Source organism: Alkalimonas sp. (assembly GCF_020831925.1).
GTDB lineage: Bacteria > Pseudomonadota > Gammaproteobacteria > Enterobacterales > Alteromonadaceae > Alkalimonas.
Genome location: NZ_JAFIFQ010000007.1, coordinates 66,473 through 83,845, shown reverse-complemented (window position 1 = coordinate 83,845; position 17,373 = coordinate 66,473). Strand labels below are relative to the sequence as shown.

At 48.0% G+C, this 17,373-nt stretch carries 13 protein-coding genes; 2 read left to right on the top strand and 11 right to left on the bottom strand.

Going from position 1 to position 17,373, the window contains the following annotated elements:
• Nucleotides 1-71: 71 nt before the first annotated feature.
• The 8 genes from JJU14_RS04330 to JJU14_RS04295 form a co-directional block, all read right to left on the bottom strand.
• Nucleotides 72-863, bottom strand: coding sequence for a protein phosphatase 2C domain-containing protein (locus JJU14_RS04330; RefSeq protein ID WP_228611370.1), 792 nt, complete (start codon nt 861-863; stop codon nt 72-74).
• Entirely contained in the window at nt 860-1,591 is a 732-nt protein-coding gene (gene tagF, locus JJU14_RS04325) for a type VI secretion system-associated protein TagF (protein ID WP_228611369.1), read from the bottom strand. Before tagF ends, JJU14_RS04330 begins: the two co-directional genes overlap by 4 nt.
• Nucleotides 1,573-5,013 (bottom strand): type VI secretion system membrane subunit TssM, encoded by a 3,441-nt coding sequence (gene tssM, locus JJU14_RS04320; protein WP_300976152.1) that lies wholly within the window; start codon nt 5,011-5,013, stop codon nt 1,573-1,575. Before tssM ends, tagF begins: the two co-directional genes overlap by 19 nt.
• 131 nt (nt 5,014-5,144) lie before the next feature.
• Nucleotides 5,145-6,467 carry a type IVB secretion system protein IcmH/DotU gene (icmH, locus tag JJU14_RS04315; RefSeq protein WP_228611367.1) on the bottom strand — a complete coding sequence of 441 codons (1,323 nt, stop codon included), beginning with the start codon at nt 6,465-6,467 and terminating at the stop codon, nt 5,145-5,147.
• A 29-nt stretch (nt 6,468-6,496) separates the two neighbouring features.
• A complete protein-coding gene (gene tssK, locus JJU14_RS04310; protein WP_228611366.1) occupies nt 6,497-7,825 on the bottom strand; it encodes a type VI secretion system baseplate subunit TssK in 1,329 nt (442 codons plus the stop codon).
• A gap of 22 nt (nt 7,826-7,847) precedes the next feature.
• Nucleotides 7,848-8,333, bottom strand: coding sequence for a type VI secretion system lipoprotein TssJ (gene tssJ, locus JJU14_RS04305; protein ID WP_228611365.1), 486 nt, complete (start codon nt 8,331-8,333; stop codon nt 7,848-7,850).
• Between the two features lie 18 nt (nt 8,334-8,351).
• Nucleotides 8,352-9,611: a type VI secretion system-associated FHA domain protein TagH gene (gene tagH, locus JJU14_RS04300; protein WP_228611364.1), complete on the bottom strand. Its 1,260-nt coding sequence runs from the start codon at nt 9,609-9,611 to the stop codon at nt 8,352-8,354.
• 164 nt (nt 9,612-9,775) lie between these two features.
• Entirely contained in the window at nt 9,776-10,120 is a 345-nt protein-coding gene (locus tag JJU14_RS04295; protein WP_228611363.1) for a hypothetical protein, read from the bottom strand.
• 390 nt (nt 10,121-10,510) lie between these two features.
• Here JJU14_RS04295 and JJU14_RS04290 point away from each other — a divergent pair, with 390 nt between their 5' ends.
• A complete protein-coding gene (locus JJU14_RS04290; protein WP_228611362.1) occupies nt 10,511-12,385 on the top strand; it encodes a serine/threonine-protein kinase in 1,875 nt (624 codons plus the stop codon).
• A 58-nt stretch (nt 12,386-12,443) separates the two neighbouring features.
• On the opposite strand, the gene JJU14_RS04285 is transcribed toward JJU14_RS04290, so the two are convergent.
• Nucleotides 12,444-12,983, bottom strand: a complete 540-nt coding sequence (locus tag JJU14_RS04285; protein ID WP_228611361.1) for an OmpA family protein — start codon at nt 12,981-12,983, stop codon at nt 12,444-12,446.
• 276 nt (nt 12,984-13,259) lie between these two features.
• Here JJU14_RS04285 and ggt point away from each other — a divergent pair, with 276 nt between their 5' ends.
• Nucleotides 13,260-14,933: a gamma-glutamyltransferase gene (gene ggt, locus JJU14_RS04280; protein ID WP_228611360.1), complete on the top strand. Its 1,674-nt coding sequence runs from the start codon at nt 13,260-13,262 to the stop codon at nt 14,931-14,933.
• Here the strand turns inward: ggt and JJU14_RS04275 are convergent.
• Nucleotides 14,891-15,424 carry a DUF1543 domain-containing protein gene (locus JJU14_RS04275; RefSeq protein WP_228611359.1) on the bottom strand — a complete coding sequence of 178 codons (534 nt, stop codon included), beginning with the start codon at nt 15,422-15,424 and terminating at the stop codon, nt 14,891-14,893. The two genes, ggt and JJU14_RS04275, sit on opposite strands and share 43 nt — an antisense overlap.
• Nucleotides 15,425-15,486: 62 nt before the next feature.
• The gene (locus JJU14_RS04270; RefSeq protein ID WP_228611358.1) at nt 15,487-17,361 is read right to left on the bottom strand and encodes a propionyl-CoA synthetase; all 1,875 of its coding nucleotides are present in this window, start codon (nt 17,359-17,361) and stop codon (nt 15,487-15,489) included.
• Nucleotides 17,362-17,373: the final 12 nt, after the last annotated feature.

Genomic DNA, 17,373 nt, shown 5'->3' with positions numbered 1-17,373 from the left:
CACAATGGCATGACTATGGACACAAATATACTCCATGCAGGCTCATTTTAAAATATCTAATTAACTATAATTTACCTTTTGAGGTATACAGGAACCGTTTTATTACACTCCGAGCTAATATAGTTATCAGTTATACAATGAGAATGAAGGTTGTTTACTTTGACGAGTATGCAGGTAACATTATCTCTTGCTCCCGCAACCAAAGACATATGAATCAAAGCTCTGTTTGCTGCTTCAATATCCGTATGGTGCAGGTAACTCTGTATCTCGGCATCGGAGAGCTCTTTGTTCAGACCATCGGTGCAGAGTAGAAAAATATCACCTGGCTCAATATCGCCACTCAAAGATGCAATACTCACCTGTCCTTGGACACCAACAGCACGCGTAATTACATTGGCAAGCTCATGAGTTTCAGCTTCTTCAGCTGCAATAATCCCTTGATCGATCATGTCATTTACCTGACTATGATCTCTAGTGATTTGCCGCAACGCATTATTACGCAGCAAATACAAACGACTATCACCAAGCCAGAATACGTGATATTGCTGACGATAAAACAACAAAACCACAACAGTTGAACCACCTAACTCGCCCTGATTATGTTGCTGGCAATACTCGACAACTCTCTCGTTTGCACGCTCCAAAGCAGTACAAATGGTTTCGGGCTTAGGTTCGTCGGTTTTAGCGACTTCTTCGTGAATTGTGGTAATTACCAATTGACTGGCAACATCTCCGGCTGCATGCCCCCCCATCCCGTCGGCTACCACCCAAACACCATGCTCAGGTAGCAACAAACACGCATCTTCATTCAGTTGCCGAACCAGTCCTTTGTGGCTTTGACCATGAGAAGTCACTGACATCATTGTTTTTGTTCCTTCGTTGCATGCAATGGCTTGATTTGCCAGCCTCGTTCAACCCAAAGTCCATCCAACATAGACGCATACTGACTAATCAGAGGCATTCCCTTCGAAATCAAACACACCGCATCTACATGCTCAGAGCCGTCAGTCCACCAGAGGCAATAATGACCAAACTCCTGCCGCAGTAGGCTGTGTAGTAATGCTGTAGTATCCATCGCTAAAGCACCGTGCAAAAGCCAGTTCCCTTTTTGCTCAGCATGACCCAGATGGTGAGGGGGCACTGTGCTATTCGGTAAGGAAAAAGCACATTTACTCAGTTCCGCACGCCAACTTTGAAAGTTAAAATCATCTTCCAGAGTCCGCAGAATGAAATCTTCAAACTGCTGACACCATTCAGATTGTATACGGCAGACAATGGGACTCTGTTGCACTGGCTTGGCTAAAATCAATGGGTAATGTCGTCCCACTTTATCAATGCTCGGTATCATGGTGCCAATAACAGGCTCGGGTCCACAGCACCCAGCGGATAAAGAAAAATGCCATACCGGGCTGGTGAGATAATAATCGAGCCAACTGGCTCCTAGCTGTTCTTTGCTGACCGCCAGAGCGGCACGCAGCCACTCATTCCAGCAATCATTGAACTCAATGCTCATGCCCTCTTGCAAAAAGTCACCTAACACGGGCACCTTGCCGCAGAAGCCTGCACCCGGTTTTATAAATTCACTGGACAACGGAATCCCTCCAGATCACTGTTCCAAAATGGGTTATTCACTGAGTCTGGCAGTATCTGGATCTGCGCTTTATTGCTTTGCTCTGACACATACAACAAACCATCTTGTCTGGTTTCCGGGCGTAGTCTGCTTTGTTCATCTAAGAACCGGAACCAGGACCATTCTCCTTCAATTCTTCGGCTCGCTGGCAGACCAGAGTTTGCTGGTGTAAATACCAAACGGGTTTGTTGGCGATTTCGGTCTCCGGGCCATTCGAAATGCTGGTTCCGTGGTGGCCCATGACGGTAAGACAACGACTGGCCATCGATTTCCAGCAACAAATGGGTAATGTGTTGATCCAGGAAAATGGGGCGTAGATTAAATCCAACACTCATGCTCTGACTGCCCTCATCAAAGAAAGCCTGTCGTATGCGATGAGCTCGCTGGAAAGTACGGAGCACAGATGGATTAATGCCAATATCTTGTTTAAAACTCCATTCAGCTCGCTGCATATTAACGAACGGACGTAGGTACTCATTGAAGAACTCATCAAGCGTACCACCGTAGCCAAAAAAACGTTCGAAGTCCCTGATTTTTATTTCTTCTGAGCTTGCTCGATTGATCGGATACCTGTTCGCAATAGAGCGATTAAACTCAGTCAGAACAGTACCCCGCCATGCTTCATTGATATGCTGTTTACTGCCTTCTGCAATCAAAACTGAGCTACCAGAATAGATCTGACTGACCCAGTCACTAAATGGCGCTGGGATATCTTCACGCAATCTGCGCAAGGTCAGATTCATCTGATTACTGTCTCGATTTTGCAATCGGTTCATGTAAGCCTGACGAGCCATATTGCCAGGTTGATACAGCTGCTCCAAAAATTCATGGTTGGAACGCAAAACATTTGCCATATGGTCAAAGTGCTCTGCTTTAATCGTCAGCAGCGAAGAAAATGCGGTTTCTACTTCCTGGCCTGGTAACTTACTGCTTAGACTTGGCAGCTCATCTGGTAATAGCCGACTCATGCGACTGTACTGCGATGAGAATTGAGTTCGAGCAACGCGTCCGGCGACATCGGCAGCAAGTTGTATTTCTTCAGAGTCCGGCTGATCAGTCAGTTGCACCTGACTTTGAACCGCTTGAATGATGCGCTGTATGGGTTGTTCATGTCCACTCAAGGTTCGTGTGACAAACAAACCATGCTCTAGAGTATCGAACGAAACGATGCTGATGTCCTGGATCAATGCCTGCCAATACTGGATGTAATCCTGGTAATACTTTTGATTCACCATGGTAGTAAGCGCACTGTCTACTTGCCGGGCATTGATAGTTTCATCTTCACCATAGACCCAACTATCCTCCATCAGCTGGCGGATAATCCGGTTTTTCTGTACGTTGAACAAACCGTGAAAACCCTGATAAGTGAATAACCCCGGGATGCCTTGCTGAAGAGACTGGCCGCTTTTTCGTGTAACTACACGCAAGCTATCTGAGCCCAAAACATCAGCGAGCGTGAAGTCCGGAATATGACTTTGCAGCAACTCAGTTTTGATGCGTTGATAGGCTCTTTCCGCCAAAGGTACATTCATCAGATCTTCTCGTACCTGGCTCACCAGAACGCTGTCATAAGTCAGGCCGCTGACTCCCCCTTGCAAATAGGCTTGCAGATGAAGCTCGAGACTGAGGCGCAATTCAGCATGCAACTCTGAACTTAACTGACGACTCAAGTACAAGCGGAACCACTCCTGAATATGCTCCGCATCAAAGTGAGCTGGTTTAAAGAGCATTAAATAACTGCGTAATGTTTCATATAAATAATCCCGATGTTGTGCGTTCGATTGCATTTCATCGGCCAGGGCTTTGGTAAGAAATGGACCAAAATCTGCAACCAAAGCATTCTGATAGGCTCTGCGAGCTGACTGTCCTAACTTCCCACCCTGATAGAGCCCCATATCCTTTGGTCCACCTTCCGGTAAACGACCGTCATAGCCTGCAGGTAAAGCCCGAAGAACTTGCAGGCGCTCATTCAGTGCATAAAGATCGTCAGATACACTTTGCTGAGAAGCACCGCTAGCCTGATATTGATTCACTGCATCCGTGACCTGTGCAACCAGCCCCAGATTCCACTGGTAACTTTTTAGCCATAAGGTTGATAACAGCACCGTACTGAGGGCTGTTACTGCAAGCACGCCATGGCGCAACCACTTAACTTTGGTGTGGTGTCTTAAATTTACGGAAGCCAGCTCTCTTTCCGGAACAATGATACTTTCAAACAGCTTCTTAATGAAAAAGCCCTTGCCTTCACCAGTCAGTTGGCGCTTAGGCAATTCTGCCAGCTGCAGGTCATGGCTGAGCTGTGGGCTTATCTGATCAATAGGGATGCCTTGCTGCGTTGCGCTAACCACATAGATGCCCCGTAACATAATGGGCTTTTCGAACGGGTTGGGTGAAAATATTTCTTTGAGGAAATCATCGGCTGCACTTTGTGCACTGCGAAGCTGGCGCGGGAATTCAAAAATTGCACTGCGATTTTCGACACCATGCTCGTATTGCAGGCGATTAAACAATCGCATCTGTAAACGTTTTAGCATGGTGTGAAACTCTTTATTAAAGAGTGCTATCTCGCCCTGCTCACTGGAAGATTGCTCTGGATGGAACGTCATGCCCCATACCTGCTCGGTCTCTTCTGCAGACAGATCGTCAAAAAACTCTGAAAAACCAGCAATCAGATCTGCTTTGGTCAACAGCACATAGACCGGGAATGTCATACCAAGTTGATTTTGCAGCTCCTGAATTCGCTGCTTAATTGCTCTGGCATGCAAGTTGCGTTCTGTTCTCGTTTGCTTAAGGAGCTCGGAAAGGCTGGCAAAGACAATAACGCCGTTTATAGGGCGTTTAGGACGATACTTTCTTAGCAAGCCAAGAAAACCTTTCCAGGCACCGGCATCTTGCTGATTGTGACTATCCTGCGTTGTGTATCGGCCTGCGGTATCAATGAACACTGCTTTATTGGTGAACCACCAGTCGCATTGACGGGTACCACCAATGCCTTCAATGGAGTCAATTCCCATTTGCTCACGAAGCGGAAACTCAAGGCCAGAGTTATGTAAAGTGGTTGTTTTGCCCGAGCCCGGAGGGCCTATCAACATGTACCACGGTAAGTGGTAGATGTCTTTATTTTGGCCAAAACTGGCATGCTTCAAAATATCCAGTGCTTTTTGGATACGCTCACGCAACACTGCAATGTCATGTTGCGCTACCGAGCTTTGCTGTTCACCCAGCTCATTATTAAGCAGCTCTTCGACTGCCTGATGATGGGTATGCCGTTCACGGATCTTGCGAATGTAATACCAAGCTCCCCAACAAATGATCAACACTAACAGGGTAATGATTCGTGCACTGACGGATGCCAGCGGTTCATAGCCGGCAATAGCTACCATCGGGCCTCCAAACCATATCAACAAAACAACCGCTGCCAAACCCAACAGTGTGATAAACCAGCCCTTTCGGCCGATACGCACCAATGTATGCCAAAACCTACTTAAACGCATAATAAGGCTTCCTTTCCTGCTTAGTTTGGTAATAAATCGATTTCAACCCGACGGTTACGCGCCCGGTTCTCTACTGAGTCATTAGGTACTAATGGGTCTACCTCGCCACGCCCTTCAGGCCATAAACGACCATGCAAATCTGCTCCAGCAGCTAAAGCGTCTGCCATCGAGTTCGCTCTCGCTAACGATAAATGCCAGTTCGAGGGGTAGCGCGTAGAAAAAATTGGCAAATCATCGGTGTACCCGTTCACCAAAATACGGCCATCCGACCCTTCCAATGATCTGGCGATTTTATGAACGACCGGTAGGAAGCCTTCGGTAATATTGGTGCTACCGGATGAAAACAACTGATCGTTACCGACGCGGATCCGCACCCGGTCTGAAAGCTCTATCACCTCTAATAGGTTGCGGTTAATCTCGGTTTGCAGTAGCAGAGATAAGCGTCTTGTTTCCTGAGACACCTTGCTGTTTGCTCTGGTTACAGTATCAACTTGCTCTGGTAACTGAACGAGGGTGACCAAGGCTCTGTTGACCTGATCAGAGCGTTCATTAATCAAATAGCTCAGGTACATATAACCACACAACAGAAAAGCGGCTGCTACCGAGCAAATCACCCATAACGGGAAATTTTTTTGTCCAGACTCAACCGCAAGAACCGATGAGCGCCAATCCGGGGTCAGTTCGCGCGGTGGTTCGCCGCGTTCAGCTTTAATGACTTTATACACGCGATCGCGAATTGCACTCAGTTGCTGATAACCTTGTTCAGCGACCCTCATCTTTCCTACAAAGCCGAATGACAAGCAGAGATACATCAACTCAATCAGTTGAAGATGAGCTTTCGGATCGGCTAAAGCACTGTCCAACAATGTAAAAAAGTATTCCCCACCAAAGGTTTCCTGATAGAAATTCGACAACAAGCTGTAAGCTGCCCAGTCGCTTTCACTGCCCCAACTGGTATTCAAAACAGCCTCATCAATAAAGGAACACAGGCAGTAACGAGCATTACGAATGGAATCACTTTCAACACCGCGTATTCTTAAACGCTGTTCGTAGTGCTCAATAAGTTCTATGCAATGCCCTTTTAAACCCATCACATCAGGATGAGAGGCTGTACTTCGAATAGGCTCAATCAAGGAAAACAAGTCACCAGCTTCTTCGATCAGTGGGTTATCACTGATCAACAGCGACTGTTGTCGTGGCTTGTTTGTTTGCTGAGATGGGCTGACCGCTGCCAGTACCGTTCTGTCAGAGTTAACAGCGGCAGCTTCGGCACGATGCTCCGTACTCTCTTTGGCTGGTTTTCGCCCACCGGGCCTTGGTTTGAGGACTGTACGATCCGTCATAACTAATCTTCCTGTTGTATCTGCGCTGACTATGACTTAATAGCCCAAAGTTCTACTTTTAGTCCTGGATAATTACCGGAAATGTGAAGCGCAAGCCCACCACTGCTCGCTAGTTTTTCCCAGTAAATGCTATTTTTTTCTAACTGGAAGTAGTGGTATCCCGCATGATAAGGAACTTGCCTCGGAGCTACAGGTAAACCTGTTACCGCAATACCAGACAACTGGTTATTCACCAATTCACGGATGTGTTCTACCGGACCAATTTTTATTCTTGCTGGTAGGTGCTTTCGGATGTCTTCGGTAGGAACATCGGCAGCAATGGCCACAATAAACTGGGCACTATCCAAAATGCCTTTATCTGTCAGCGCTGAGACCATGATGCCAAATTTACCCATCTTAAGTGGCAATGCCTGTGCCGTTTGCTCCAGTACCACACTCAATGTCTGATTCAGTAAGACCAATAAATTACCAAAAACCGTTGTTAGATCCTGATGCTGATAAGCGGGAAAAGACTGAGCACGCTTTTCTTTGGTGGTAAAGGTAGCCAGTTCGCCGGCTAAAGCCACGATAGAGCGATACAAGGTCTCAGGATGGGTTGCGGTGTTTTGTTGCAAATGCCGCAGCTCTGGCTCATAGCGATTAAGCATTTGTAACATCAGAAAGTCAGCAATCGAGTTGGCAGTTCCCTGCCCTTTGCCAATCCTAAGCGCTAAGGCATCTGCCCGCTGTTTAAGCATGCCAAGCACCTCGTCCAGAAAGCTGCATAACACATTGTTTTTCTGTATGTTAAGCATCGGAGGAATGTATTTTGTGTCCAGCTTAATCTCACCTTCCTCTGCAACCTCTTTAATCTTTGCCAAAGGAATGCTGATAAAGCCTCCCCTTTCCTGGCTCTCGCGCTTTAAAAAACTACGCACCTGAGCGAGCTGAATGGTTTCGACAGCAAGATCATCCTGAGTCGAGTCCATCACATCTGCATCAAAGTAAGCAAAGCGAGTAATATCAGCGCTACCATGCTCAGCAATATTTCGACCCGAGCTCTTATCCATGGCAATACACAGGTACACCAATTCATCACGGCAGGCTTTTGGTATTTCAATTGGCTCAGGAGCTGGCTCCACCAACGGCAACTCGAGTAAATACCCATCAGGTAAAATGGCATCCAACGAATTGACCGCAAATTGACCAAAGCGCAATTTATTTTGATCAATATCAATAGCCGAAAGCCCCCAGCCATGGGGAGTCAAGAGTTCACAGCTGCGCTGCAGCCGATGGTTTAGATAGCGTTCTTGTTGTTGAAAGTGCTGTGGCCGTAAGAAGATCCCTTCTAACCAGGCAACGCGATTTAACTGACTCATATCGTTATCCTATAGATTCGCTTCAGCGCTGCCGTCTTGCAGTATCATGTTCGCGGATATAGACCGCCAGTGACTCGATAAAGACGTATCTATTGTCGTAGCCGGTTGGTTTTACATCGACAACCGCACGCCAGCGCGCATTTTCAATATCACGATAAGCAACAATGACGCCTACAGCCTTGGTCGCAGGATGCAGCTCCATCCTGGATTGACTAACCTGCCCTGGCTCGAACACAAACTCATCCTTTTTTAATAAATCGGTTCTCAATACAGCCGCGGGATCGTCATACAGGGCAAAAAAATCCTGATTCTCAAATACTGTTTTAGACGCCAACTCATAAACTTTTACAATAACGGGAGAAGGTCGTTCGTTTTGGTCTGGGTTTAAATCATCAGCAACTCTGAAGTGCAGTGTTGTTGAAGGTGGAAAGGTTGAATACATCACTTGGCAGGATGACAAAAACAGCAGTGCTATCAGTACAGCTATGCCACGACTTAAGACTTTCATAAACACATCCTCACTAAGTTACTCAACGGATTTGATCGATTGCTCATAGGCATCAATAAAGTCATCACTAAAACCTCTTTGTGAGTTTTTGTTCAGTTGCTCAATCAATTCCTGATGGTACAGCTCATATATCGCCCAATACCGGGCTTTAACATGCAAACTGCTGATTTTATCCAAGACGCCACTGCCGACATCTTTGCGGCGAATGGCCTCTGGAGATAGCCTGTTCAACAAGGCCTCTGTGGAGGCGCGGCTTGCAGCGACCATAGCTTGTTCATGTTTATTAATATCCTGGAAGGCTGATAACACCGACTGTTTTGGTGTTAAGAAACCTGTATTGCTGTTCGCAAACAAAGTGTGGAAAACATCCTCAAAGCTTGCAGAGAACTTGAGTGGATTATTTTCCCGTGCTTGAAAGGTTGTTTGGTTCACACGTAATGTGTTTTTTATTTTTGAACGCGCACGCATCATCGCCATTAAACCATCGAGTGAGGCACGTAAAGCCTCACCGAGTTGTTGCCAACTTTGCTCTGATTTATTCAAAAGCGTCATTTGCTCAGCGGTCAATTGCAAACCACTCATAAAAGCCTGTATTTTTTTCTGTTCCGATACACTGAATGAATCATCAGCTTTCTGTGAAGAGGAGGCAGTAGCATCCATCTGCAAGCCGCAAGCCGAAAATGCCAGTTCAGAACTCTGCTCATCCTGACCATGCTGATGCTCGATATCAGTGGACCAATCATCCGGGATCAGTGGCTGGACATGAAAGAAATCATCTAATTGGGAATCCATACCATCGTCCGAAGCACTTACAGCCAATGCATCAACATCCGGAAGCATTACCCCATGAAAATCAGCCCGGTGTTCAGGCGCGGTGAGTATTGATGCTGCAGCCCCAACCGACTCCTGATGCCAGACATGACTCCCTGTAACTGTAGTGTCGACGGTCTGCCGCAGCTCCATTGCACTGACCTGCAGCTCGTAATCCCCAAGGATTAAAGTGTCATCCTGCTTTAAATAGCGTCGATTGCCCTTGCCAATCAAATCAGAGGAGCTATTGATAAAGAGGCCATTGGTTGAAAGATCTTCAATGTAAAAACCCTGGCCGTCAGAAGCCACAACAGCATGCATTCCCGAAACGATTCGCTCAGGATCAGCAAGTTGCCAGTTTGCTTGTTCGGAACGCCCGATAGTGCCACCACTGGCCTCAAATCGCATCACTGTCTTTAAACGGGGTGATAAACGGTGGTAGCTGACAACAGAAAGTTCAAGCCACATTCTGATTACCTCTTCCTTAAATGATCAGCCCTTCCAAGCGGATGGGTTGCAAGCTTGTGCACTGTTAAAAAAACCGGCTAATGATAACGATTAGCTGCATATTGGTCAATCGCGAAATTAACTATAAATTAATTAAACGGTTTATATATTAGCAAATAATGCAATCACTCCGAATTGATATTACCATCCCTGATTTTGAATACGCGCAGATCGCCTTTGGAGATAATTTCAGCAACAAATTTCAACATCTGTTCAGGTGAAGGTATCCTTTCGCTAGCAGTTATTCCTTGCGCGTAACGATAAATTTCAAGCAGGTTTTGCTGCCGGAAAACCGCTGGTTCCATTTGCTGTAAAAAATATTCGGCTTGTAAAGGGCACTGCAGTACAGAGTATTCACAGTCTGTAAGGTCATGGCATGTAAGGAGATCTTTGCTTACAAGGTAGCTGTTCTGCCACACATCATTCACGTAAATGCCACTGTAATGAGGGTTTGCTTGAGTAATAGTCATAATGGCCTCGTAAAAACAGAATTGAATGAGTGCCTGGCTGAGCTTGCTGACAAAGGTTCAGAGGCGCTGGATCGCTGTTCGCCCTATACTAACAAATTTACTTTATAGTGAACAATTGATTGAATATAGATAATTAAGTAAAATTTATGGTTAATGCGGTTTTATGGCTGAATAGGTTTACAACAAGGAAAGAAACTAACCATGACAAGTACAAGTCCTGATAATGATATAATTGATACAGATCAACCTATTAATGCTGATCTTTCGTCAACTCTGACCGAAAACTCTATCGATGCATCGCAAGGAGGTAATGCTGATCGGACACAGCTAATCACGACAACCGCACAGCAAGCCGCTTCTTCTACAAGCTCTCATCTACAAGCTGGCTCGATGCTGCAGCAGCGATACTTAATTGAAAACCTCCTTGGCTCAGGTGGGATCAGTCATATTTACCGGGCGAGGGACACATTTCTCGAGCAGGCAGGCATTCCAGAGCCCTTTGTCGCAATCAAGGTGTTACAAAAGCAGTTTGTTGATCAGCCTGAAGCATTGCAGTTGCTGTTGCAGGAGGCGCGGAAGACACAACAACTTGCCCATCCAAATATTATTCGCTTGTTTGATGTAAGCTCTGATGATGGCCACTTTTTTCTGGTGATGGAGTATCTGGATGGCGAAACCTTGGAACAAGTGATCAATCGCTACAAACCAAAAGGATTACCCTTTAAATTTGCGCAAAAACTGTTAGAACAAATTGCCGACGGTCTTGCATACGCCCACCAGCAAGGTATCGTGCATGCTGATTTAAAGCCAGCCAACATTATGCTCGATAGGAATGGTCACGTAAAACTGCTTGATTTTGGCGTTGCCCAAAAACTGCAGCAAAATATTGACATTTATGCGGCACAAGAACAGTCTCAAGCAACACCAGTCAATGGGTTTACTCCAGCTTATGCCAGCGCAGAGCTATTGCAAGGCCAGGCTCCTACTCCGTCTGATGATGTGTATTCCTTTGCCTGTCTGGTCTACGAGCTCTTAACCAGCAAACATCCATTCAGCCGTGTGCCTGCAGATAAAGCGCAGCGTGAAAATAAAAAAGCCAGCAAGCCAGCTCATTTGAACTCATTGCAGTGGTCAGCGCTTCGTCGTGCTCTGGCGTTCGATGGCAGTCAACGCACCAGCTCCGTGCGTCAACTGATGCGTCGGCTGAAACGACCGGTGTGGCCTCTGGTTGTGGGAACCGCTGCTGGCATTATGACAATTACTGCAGCCATTTCTTACCTCCAGGGACACCAAAATTCCCTGCAGGAATTGCAACGAGCCGTAAAGACACATCAGGAAACTTTGTCGTATCAAGCCAGCTTGATACAACTGCAACCGGCAGAAGTCCTTGAAGAGCTGGAAAAACTGACAGATCATAACCCCATAATTTCTTCCGGACTGCTAAATTTCCACACATCAGCCATGCTAAGTTACTTTGAGCAACAAATAGACGGCTTATTGAGTGAACGGACGGAGCGCTATCCTAACTACAGTGCCATTGAATACCTAAGTGATAAAGCCAGTCAACTCTACCCAGACTCTCATCAACTGGCAGGTGTACGCAACCGGGTTGCGCGTAGTAAACAAAGTTCTGTTGAGATACTGCAAAATCAACTCGCGGCAATGCTAGCTGCACAAAAATACAGTGCGGATGGTGACCTTAATAATCCATTCCAGGTGCTGGCAGACCTAAAGCGGATCGATCCCTCATACCAACCGCAACCCAATGAAGAAGCGGTCCAGCTCTTTCTGCAGGAATTTGAACAAGCGATGTCTGAACATAATGCAGCAAGGTTGCAAGAGCTGCTCGCCATCGGTCAGGCTGCGTTTTATCGGCTAGAGCAAACCCAGCCACTTATAGAGCAAGGCCTGCAAATGCAGTCTGCCATTGATACTATGGCATTTTACCAGCAGCAATTGCAGCAAGGTGCAGCAGCTGAATTCCCCTACGCAGCCGCTGAAGTATTTTATCAATACCGCTTCAATGCACTGGCAACCAAGCTTGAGCAAAGTGAGCGTCCAGCAGAAGTGGACGCTGTCTATGATCAATGGCAGCACTACGCAGCGATCTGGCCGAATGATTTTGAACTGAGTGTCCGTCTACGAAGACAATTGGCCGACAAGTACCTGGCACTATCAGGTGAATTACTGGAAACACATCAAGTGCGAAATGCGGAGCGCTTAATGCGCCGAGCGAATGAACTGATGGTGAGTGTGAGTGGATAAGGAAGCCACAGACAGCAACAACTCTACCTTCGACAGAGTTGTTGCTAATTTAGAGTGATTAGAGATAAACCAGTATTTCAATACGACGGTTTTGAGCCTGACCAGCGGCAGAGCTGTTATCGGCGATAGGTTCGTCTGGCCCCTTGCCGTGATATCCCAGTTTATCGGATTGAATACCCAAGCTCAGCAGATAATCCATTACTACCTTCGCTCTTTCTCTGGAAAGTTGCAGATTGTAGTGGTAATTTCCTCGGTTATCGGTGTGGCCCAATACCTCTAGAGCTTGGTAGTCAATATGATGCAACGCATTGCCCAGAGCCTCTAAAGCTAGCTTTTGCTCAGGAGTAATGTCTCTGGCAGCAAACTCAAAACTGGTGACTCCCGGGAAAGTGATTTTGAGTTGCTCTGCACTAAGCTCTTGCAATGAAATGTGCTGAAAACCATTCAGATTTTCAGTAAGTACTGAGCTCGGGCTTTGCGCATAAGCTGAGCTGTAAGCTTGTTCGGTTCCACTGCTACTACTCTGCATATTCGCAGCACAACCACCGAGAGCTAATGCACAAGCAACCGAAAGCGCAACACGTCCAAATGTAATCATAAAAAAACTCCTGTAAACTTAGGCTTAAATATTTTGCGAAATATATACATTTCTGTGCCTGATTTCAATCTTTGTCTTTGCTGTTATCGAACGTTGACTTGCATTGTCTCCAGGATTACCACAAGATAACTTTACTACGATGCTGTCTGCGCATGTTGCCTTGACAAAAGCCGACAGAGGCACGGCAGGTTGTGATGGATGAATAAAGAGAACCTTCCTATGCAGATTCTTCAACTTGGTGTGTTTTCGTGCGGTTTACTCTGTGCCTCAGCATTCATGACAGTTTTTGCCGCCGAGCCGCCTACAGAATTTGCTGCTGTCGCCAGCCCGGATCGCTATGGTGCCAGCACAGCGGAACGCATTCTTAAACAAGGTGGTAATGCGGTTGATGCTGCCATCGCCACCGCCTTTACCCTGGCCGTTAGTTACCCCGAAGCAGGCAATATTGGTGGGGGTGGCTTTATGGTGATTTGGTTTGAGGGTGAGCCTTATTATCTTGATTACCGCGAAACCGCTCCGCTTGCTGCCAACCGTGATATGTACCTGGATGATGATCGGCAAGTGATCGATAATCTGAGCCTGGTGGGCCATTTGGCTTCCGGTGTGCCAGGCACTGTCATGGGCATGTGGCAGGCGCATCAACGCTTTGGCTCCCTGCCCTGGGCCGATTTACTGCAACCTGCCATTGAGCTGGCTGAACAAGGCTTTGTGGTGCCCGATAACCTGCAGCAATATGGCGGCAGTGCACTGGAGCGCTATCAGGACAAAACCAATTTCGCCGATTACTTTGCGGACATGCGTGCCGGAGAGCTGTTTCAGCAGCACGAGCTGGCGGCAACGTTGCTCCGAATTGCCAAACAGGGAGCTGACGACTTTTACCAGGGCACAACGGCCGAGCTCATTGTAGCTGAAATGCAGCGTGGTGCAGGTTTAATCAGCGCCGAAGATTTAGCCAGTTATCAGGCCATTTGGCGCGAGCCGCTGGTGTTTCCCTGGCGTGATTACCAACTTATTACCGTGGCGCCGCCGAGCTCGGGTGGTATCGCACTTAGTCAGTTATTGAGCTTGAAGCAGCACCGGCAGCACGATTTTGTCGGTGTCGTACACAATTCCAAGCAGTATGTGCATTTACTGGCAGAAATTTCCAAGCGGGTATTTGCCGATCGAGCCGATTATCTTGGCGATCCGTCCTTTACCCAAGTTCCGCAGCAACAACTGCTGGCTCCGGATTATCTGGCGCAGCGAGCCAGTGAAATTAATTCAGCAGCCATTTCACAAACTGAGCAGGTAAAGCCCGGATTAGAATCAGCACAAACCACGCATTTTTCCATTGTCGATCATGCCGGTAATGCCGTCTCCAACACCTACACGCTGAACCTGGATTTTGGCAGTGGTGTTGTGGTCCGTGGTGCTGGCTTTTTACTGAACAATGAAATGGATGACTTTGCTATCAAGCCTGGAGTTCCCAATGCCTTTGGTGTGGTCGGTGGCGATGCCAATGCCATCGAACCAGGCAAACGAATGTTATCCTCCATGACTCCAAGCATTTTGGTACAGGACAACCAAGTGCGCCTGGTGATAGGTACGCCAGGCGGTTCAACTATTTTTACTTCAGTCTTTCAGGTGATCACCAACCTGTATGATTTTGGAATGTCACTGACGGAGGCCGTTGCAGCGCCACGTTTTCATCATCAGTTACTGCCCAAAGATCAAATTGCCATCGAGCCTTATCAGCCACTGAGCGACGACGTACAGCAACAGCTGACAGCTATGGGCTACCGGCTGCACTTGCAGCGCTGGAGCCTGGGTGATATCCAGGCCATTCAACGCACAACAGATGGTACTGCTGCGGTGGCGGACCCGCGAGGTCGTGGAGTGGCCTTACTGATTGAAGCGGCTAAACCAGCTCAGACTGGACCTTCTGTATCTGCAGCAGGCAGTACAATGTAAACATTCTCAAACAGCAGGTCATCGGGCTGGTCAGTGGCGGTTAACTGCACAAAGCAATCCCCTACCTGCTGAACTTCAAGGCACTGATCAATAGCAAAGACATTGTCTGTATGCGGTTTATCCCAACTGTTCAGTTGCCTGGCCTTTGCTTTTTGTTTGGCTTCGGCCCTGTCTTTGGCCACCACCAACAGATAGCGATGGTCTTCACCAAAGACCGCATCGTGGTAACCGCCCAGATTTAAAAAGAACAGCTTGTGCTGCTGGCTTACGGGCTCAGAAACGAGCTGCAGCTTAAAGCCATCGACAGCACGAACCCGCATCCAGGCATCCATATGCAGGCCTTGGGGCTCGCCAAACCACAATTGGCGCAGTTTCGGATAGGTTTGCTGCAACTGCTCGCCAGCCACAAAGACCACATCGTGCAGTTCGGTATTGGCTTTTGGATGAGAGCCACCCAACATCACCATAAACAGATCCAGTTCCATCGACATAGCGCTTCCCCTGTTTTTTGCGGCAGTATAGCCAGTTCTCGGCTTACTGCCAATTGCCAGCTTCAGGGTAAGTGCATGCGGATTTCGTCCAGACAAGTCGGATCTTCAATGGTCGATGGCACCTGCGGCGTTTTACCATCGGCCATCTCGCGCAGCACCTTGCGCAAGATCTTACCGGAACGGGTTTTCGGTAATTTCTGTACGATTTTGGCTTGCTTAAAACAGGCAACAGCGCCAATGTCTTCCCGCACCATCGCTACCAACTCCTGCTCCAGTTGCTCTGGGGAAATGGCACTGCCATTTTTCACCATCACCAGGCCAAAAGGCAGCTGACCTTTTAACGCATCGGCGATACCTATCACACAGCACTCAGCCACCGCCGGATGACGGGCAATGATCTCTTCCATCTCCCCGGTCGATAAGCGATGGCCGGCCACATTGATCACATCGTCGGTCCGTCCCATAATAAACACATAGCCATCCTCATCAATGTAGCCACCATCACCACTGCTGTAGTAGCCCGGAAAACTGGTAAGGTAACCCGCTTCAAAGCGGGCTTCATTGCCCCAGATGGTTTGCAGGCAGCCCGGCGGCAAAGGTAGCTTGATGGCGATGTTGCCTTGTTGATTAGCAGGCAGCCTCTTGCCAGCATCATCCAACACCTCGATGCAAAAGCCTGGCACCGGCACCGAGGAAGAGCCCGGTTTCACCGGCAAAGCTTCAATGCCCATAAGATTGGCACAAATGGGCCAGCCGGTTTCCGTTTGCCACCAGTGATCAACCACTGGCTTAGCCGTTTTGGCAAGGGTCCATTCATAAGTCGCCGGGTCGAGCCGCTCACCGGCCATAAAAATGCAGTGCAGCGCGCTTAAATCGTATTGCGCCAATAATTCAGCTTCCGGATCGTCTTTACGGATGGCGCGAAACGCTGTTGGCGCGGCAAACAAGACGTTGGCCTGATACTGCTGGCACAGACGCCAGAAGGCCCCCGCATCCGGTGTCATTACCGGCTTGCCTTCATACAACACCGTGGTACAGCCAGCAATTAAGGGGCCATAAACGATGTAGGAATGGCCCACCACCCAACCGACATCGGAGGCAGCAAAAAATACATCGCCAGCTTGCACATTGTAAATTGCGTCCATGCTGTAGTTGAGCGCCACGGCATAACCGCCATGATCCCGTACCACCCCCTTGGGTTTGCCGGTCGTGCCCGAGGTATACAAAATATACAGCGGGTGATCGCTAGCTACCGGCACTGCCCGTGCCGGGCTGGCATTGACTAAGGTTTGCTGCCAATCGTGATCGCGCCCTGGTTGCAGCTCAGCAGCTAACTGAGGGCGCTGAACGATTAAGGTGGCAGTTGGCTGATGAGAAGCTTGTGTTAGTGCTTTATCAAGCAGAGGTTTGTAGGCAATCACTTTATTGACTTCAATGCCGCAGCTGGCACTGATAATCACCTTGGGGGTGGCATCGTCAATCCGCACGGCCAGTTCATGGGCTGCGAAGCCACCAAACACCACCGAATGAATGGCACCAAGCCGTGCTACCGCCAGCATAGCAATCACGGCTTCCGGGATCATCGGCAGATAAATCACCACCCGATCGCCCTTGTCTACCCCAAGCTGCTGCAAGGCACCGGCACATAGCTGCACTTGTTGCAGAAGTTGTTGGTAGCTGAAGCTTTGCTGGCTATTGGTGACCGGGGAATCATAAATTAACGCTGCCTGCTCACCGCGACCAGCAGCCACATGCTGATCCAACGCCAAGTAACTGCAATTAAGCTTGCCATCAGCAAACCAGCGGTACCTATTGGCAGACAACTGTTCTAAAGCCTGAGTGGGCGGCTGATACCAGGGCAGTTTATTTGCCTGCTCTAGCCAGAAATTTTCGGGATCGGCCATGGCCGTTTGATAATGTGCCTGATAGCTCGTCATTGCCCTGCTCCA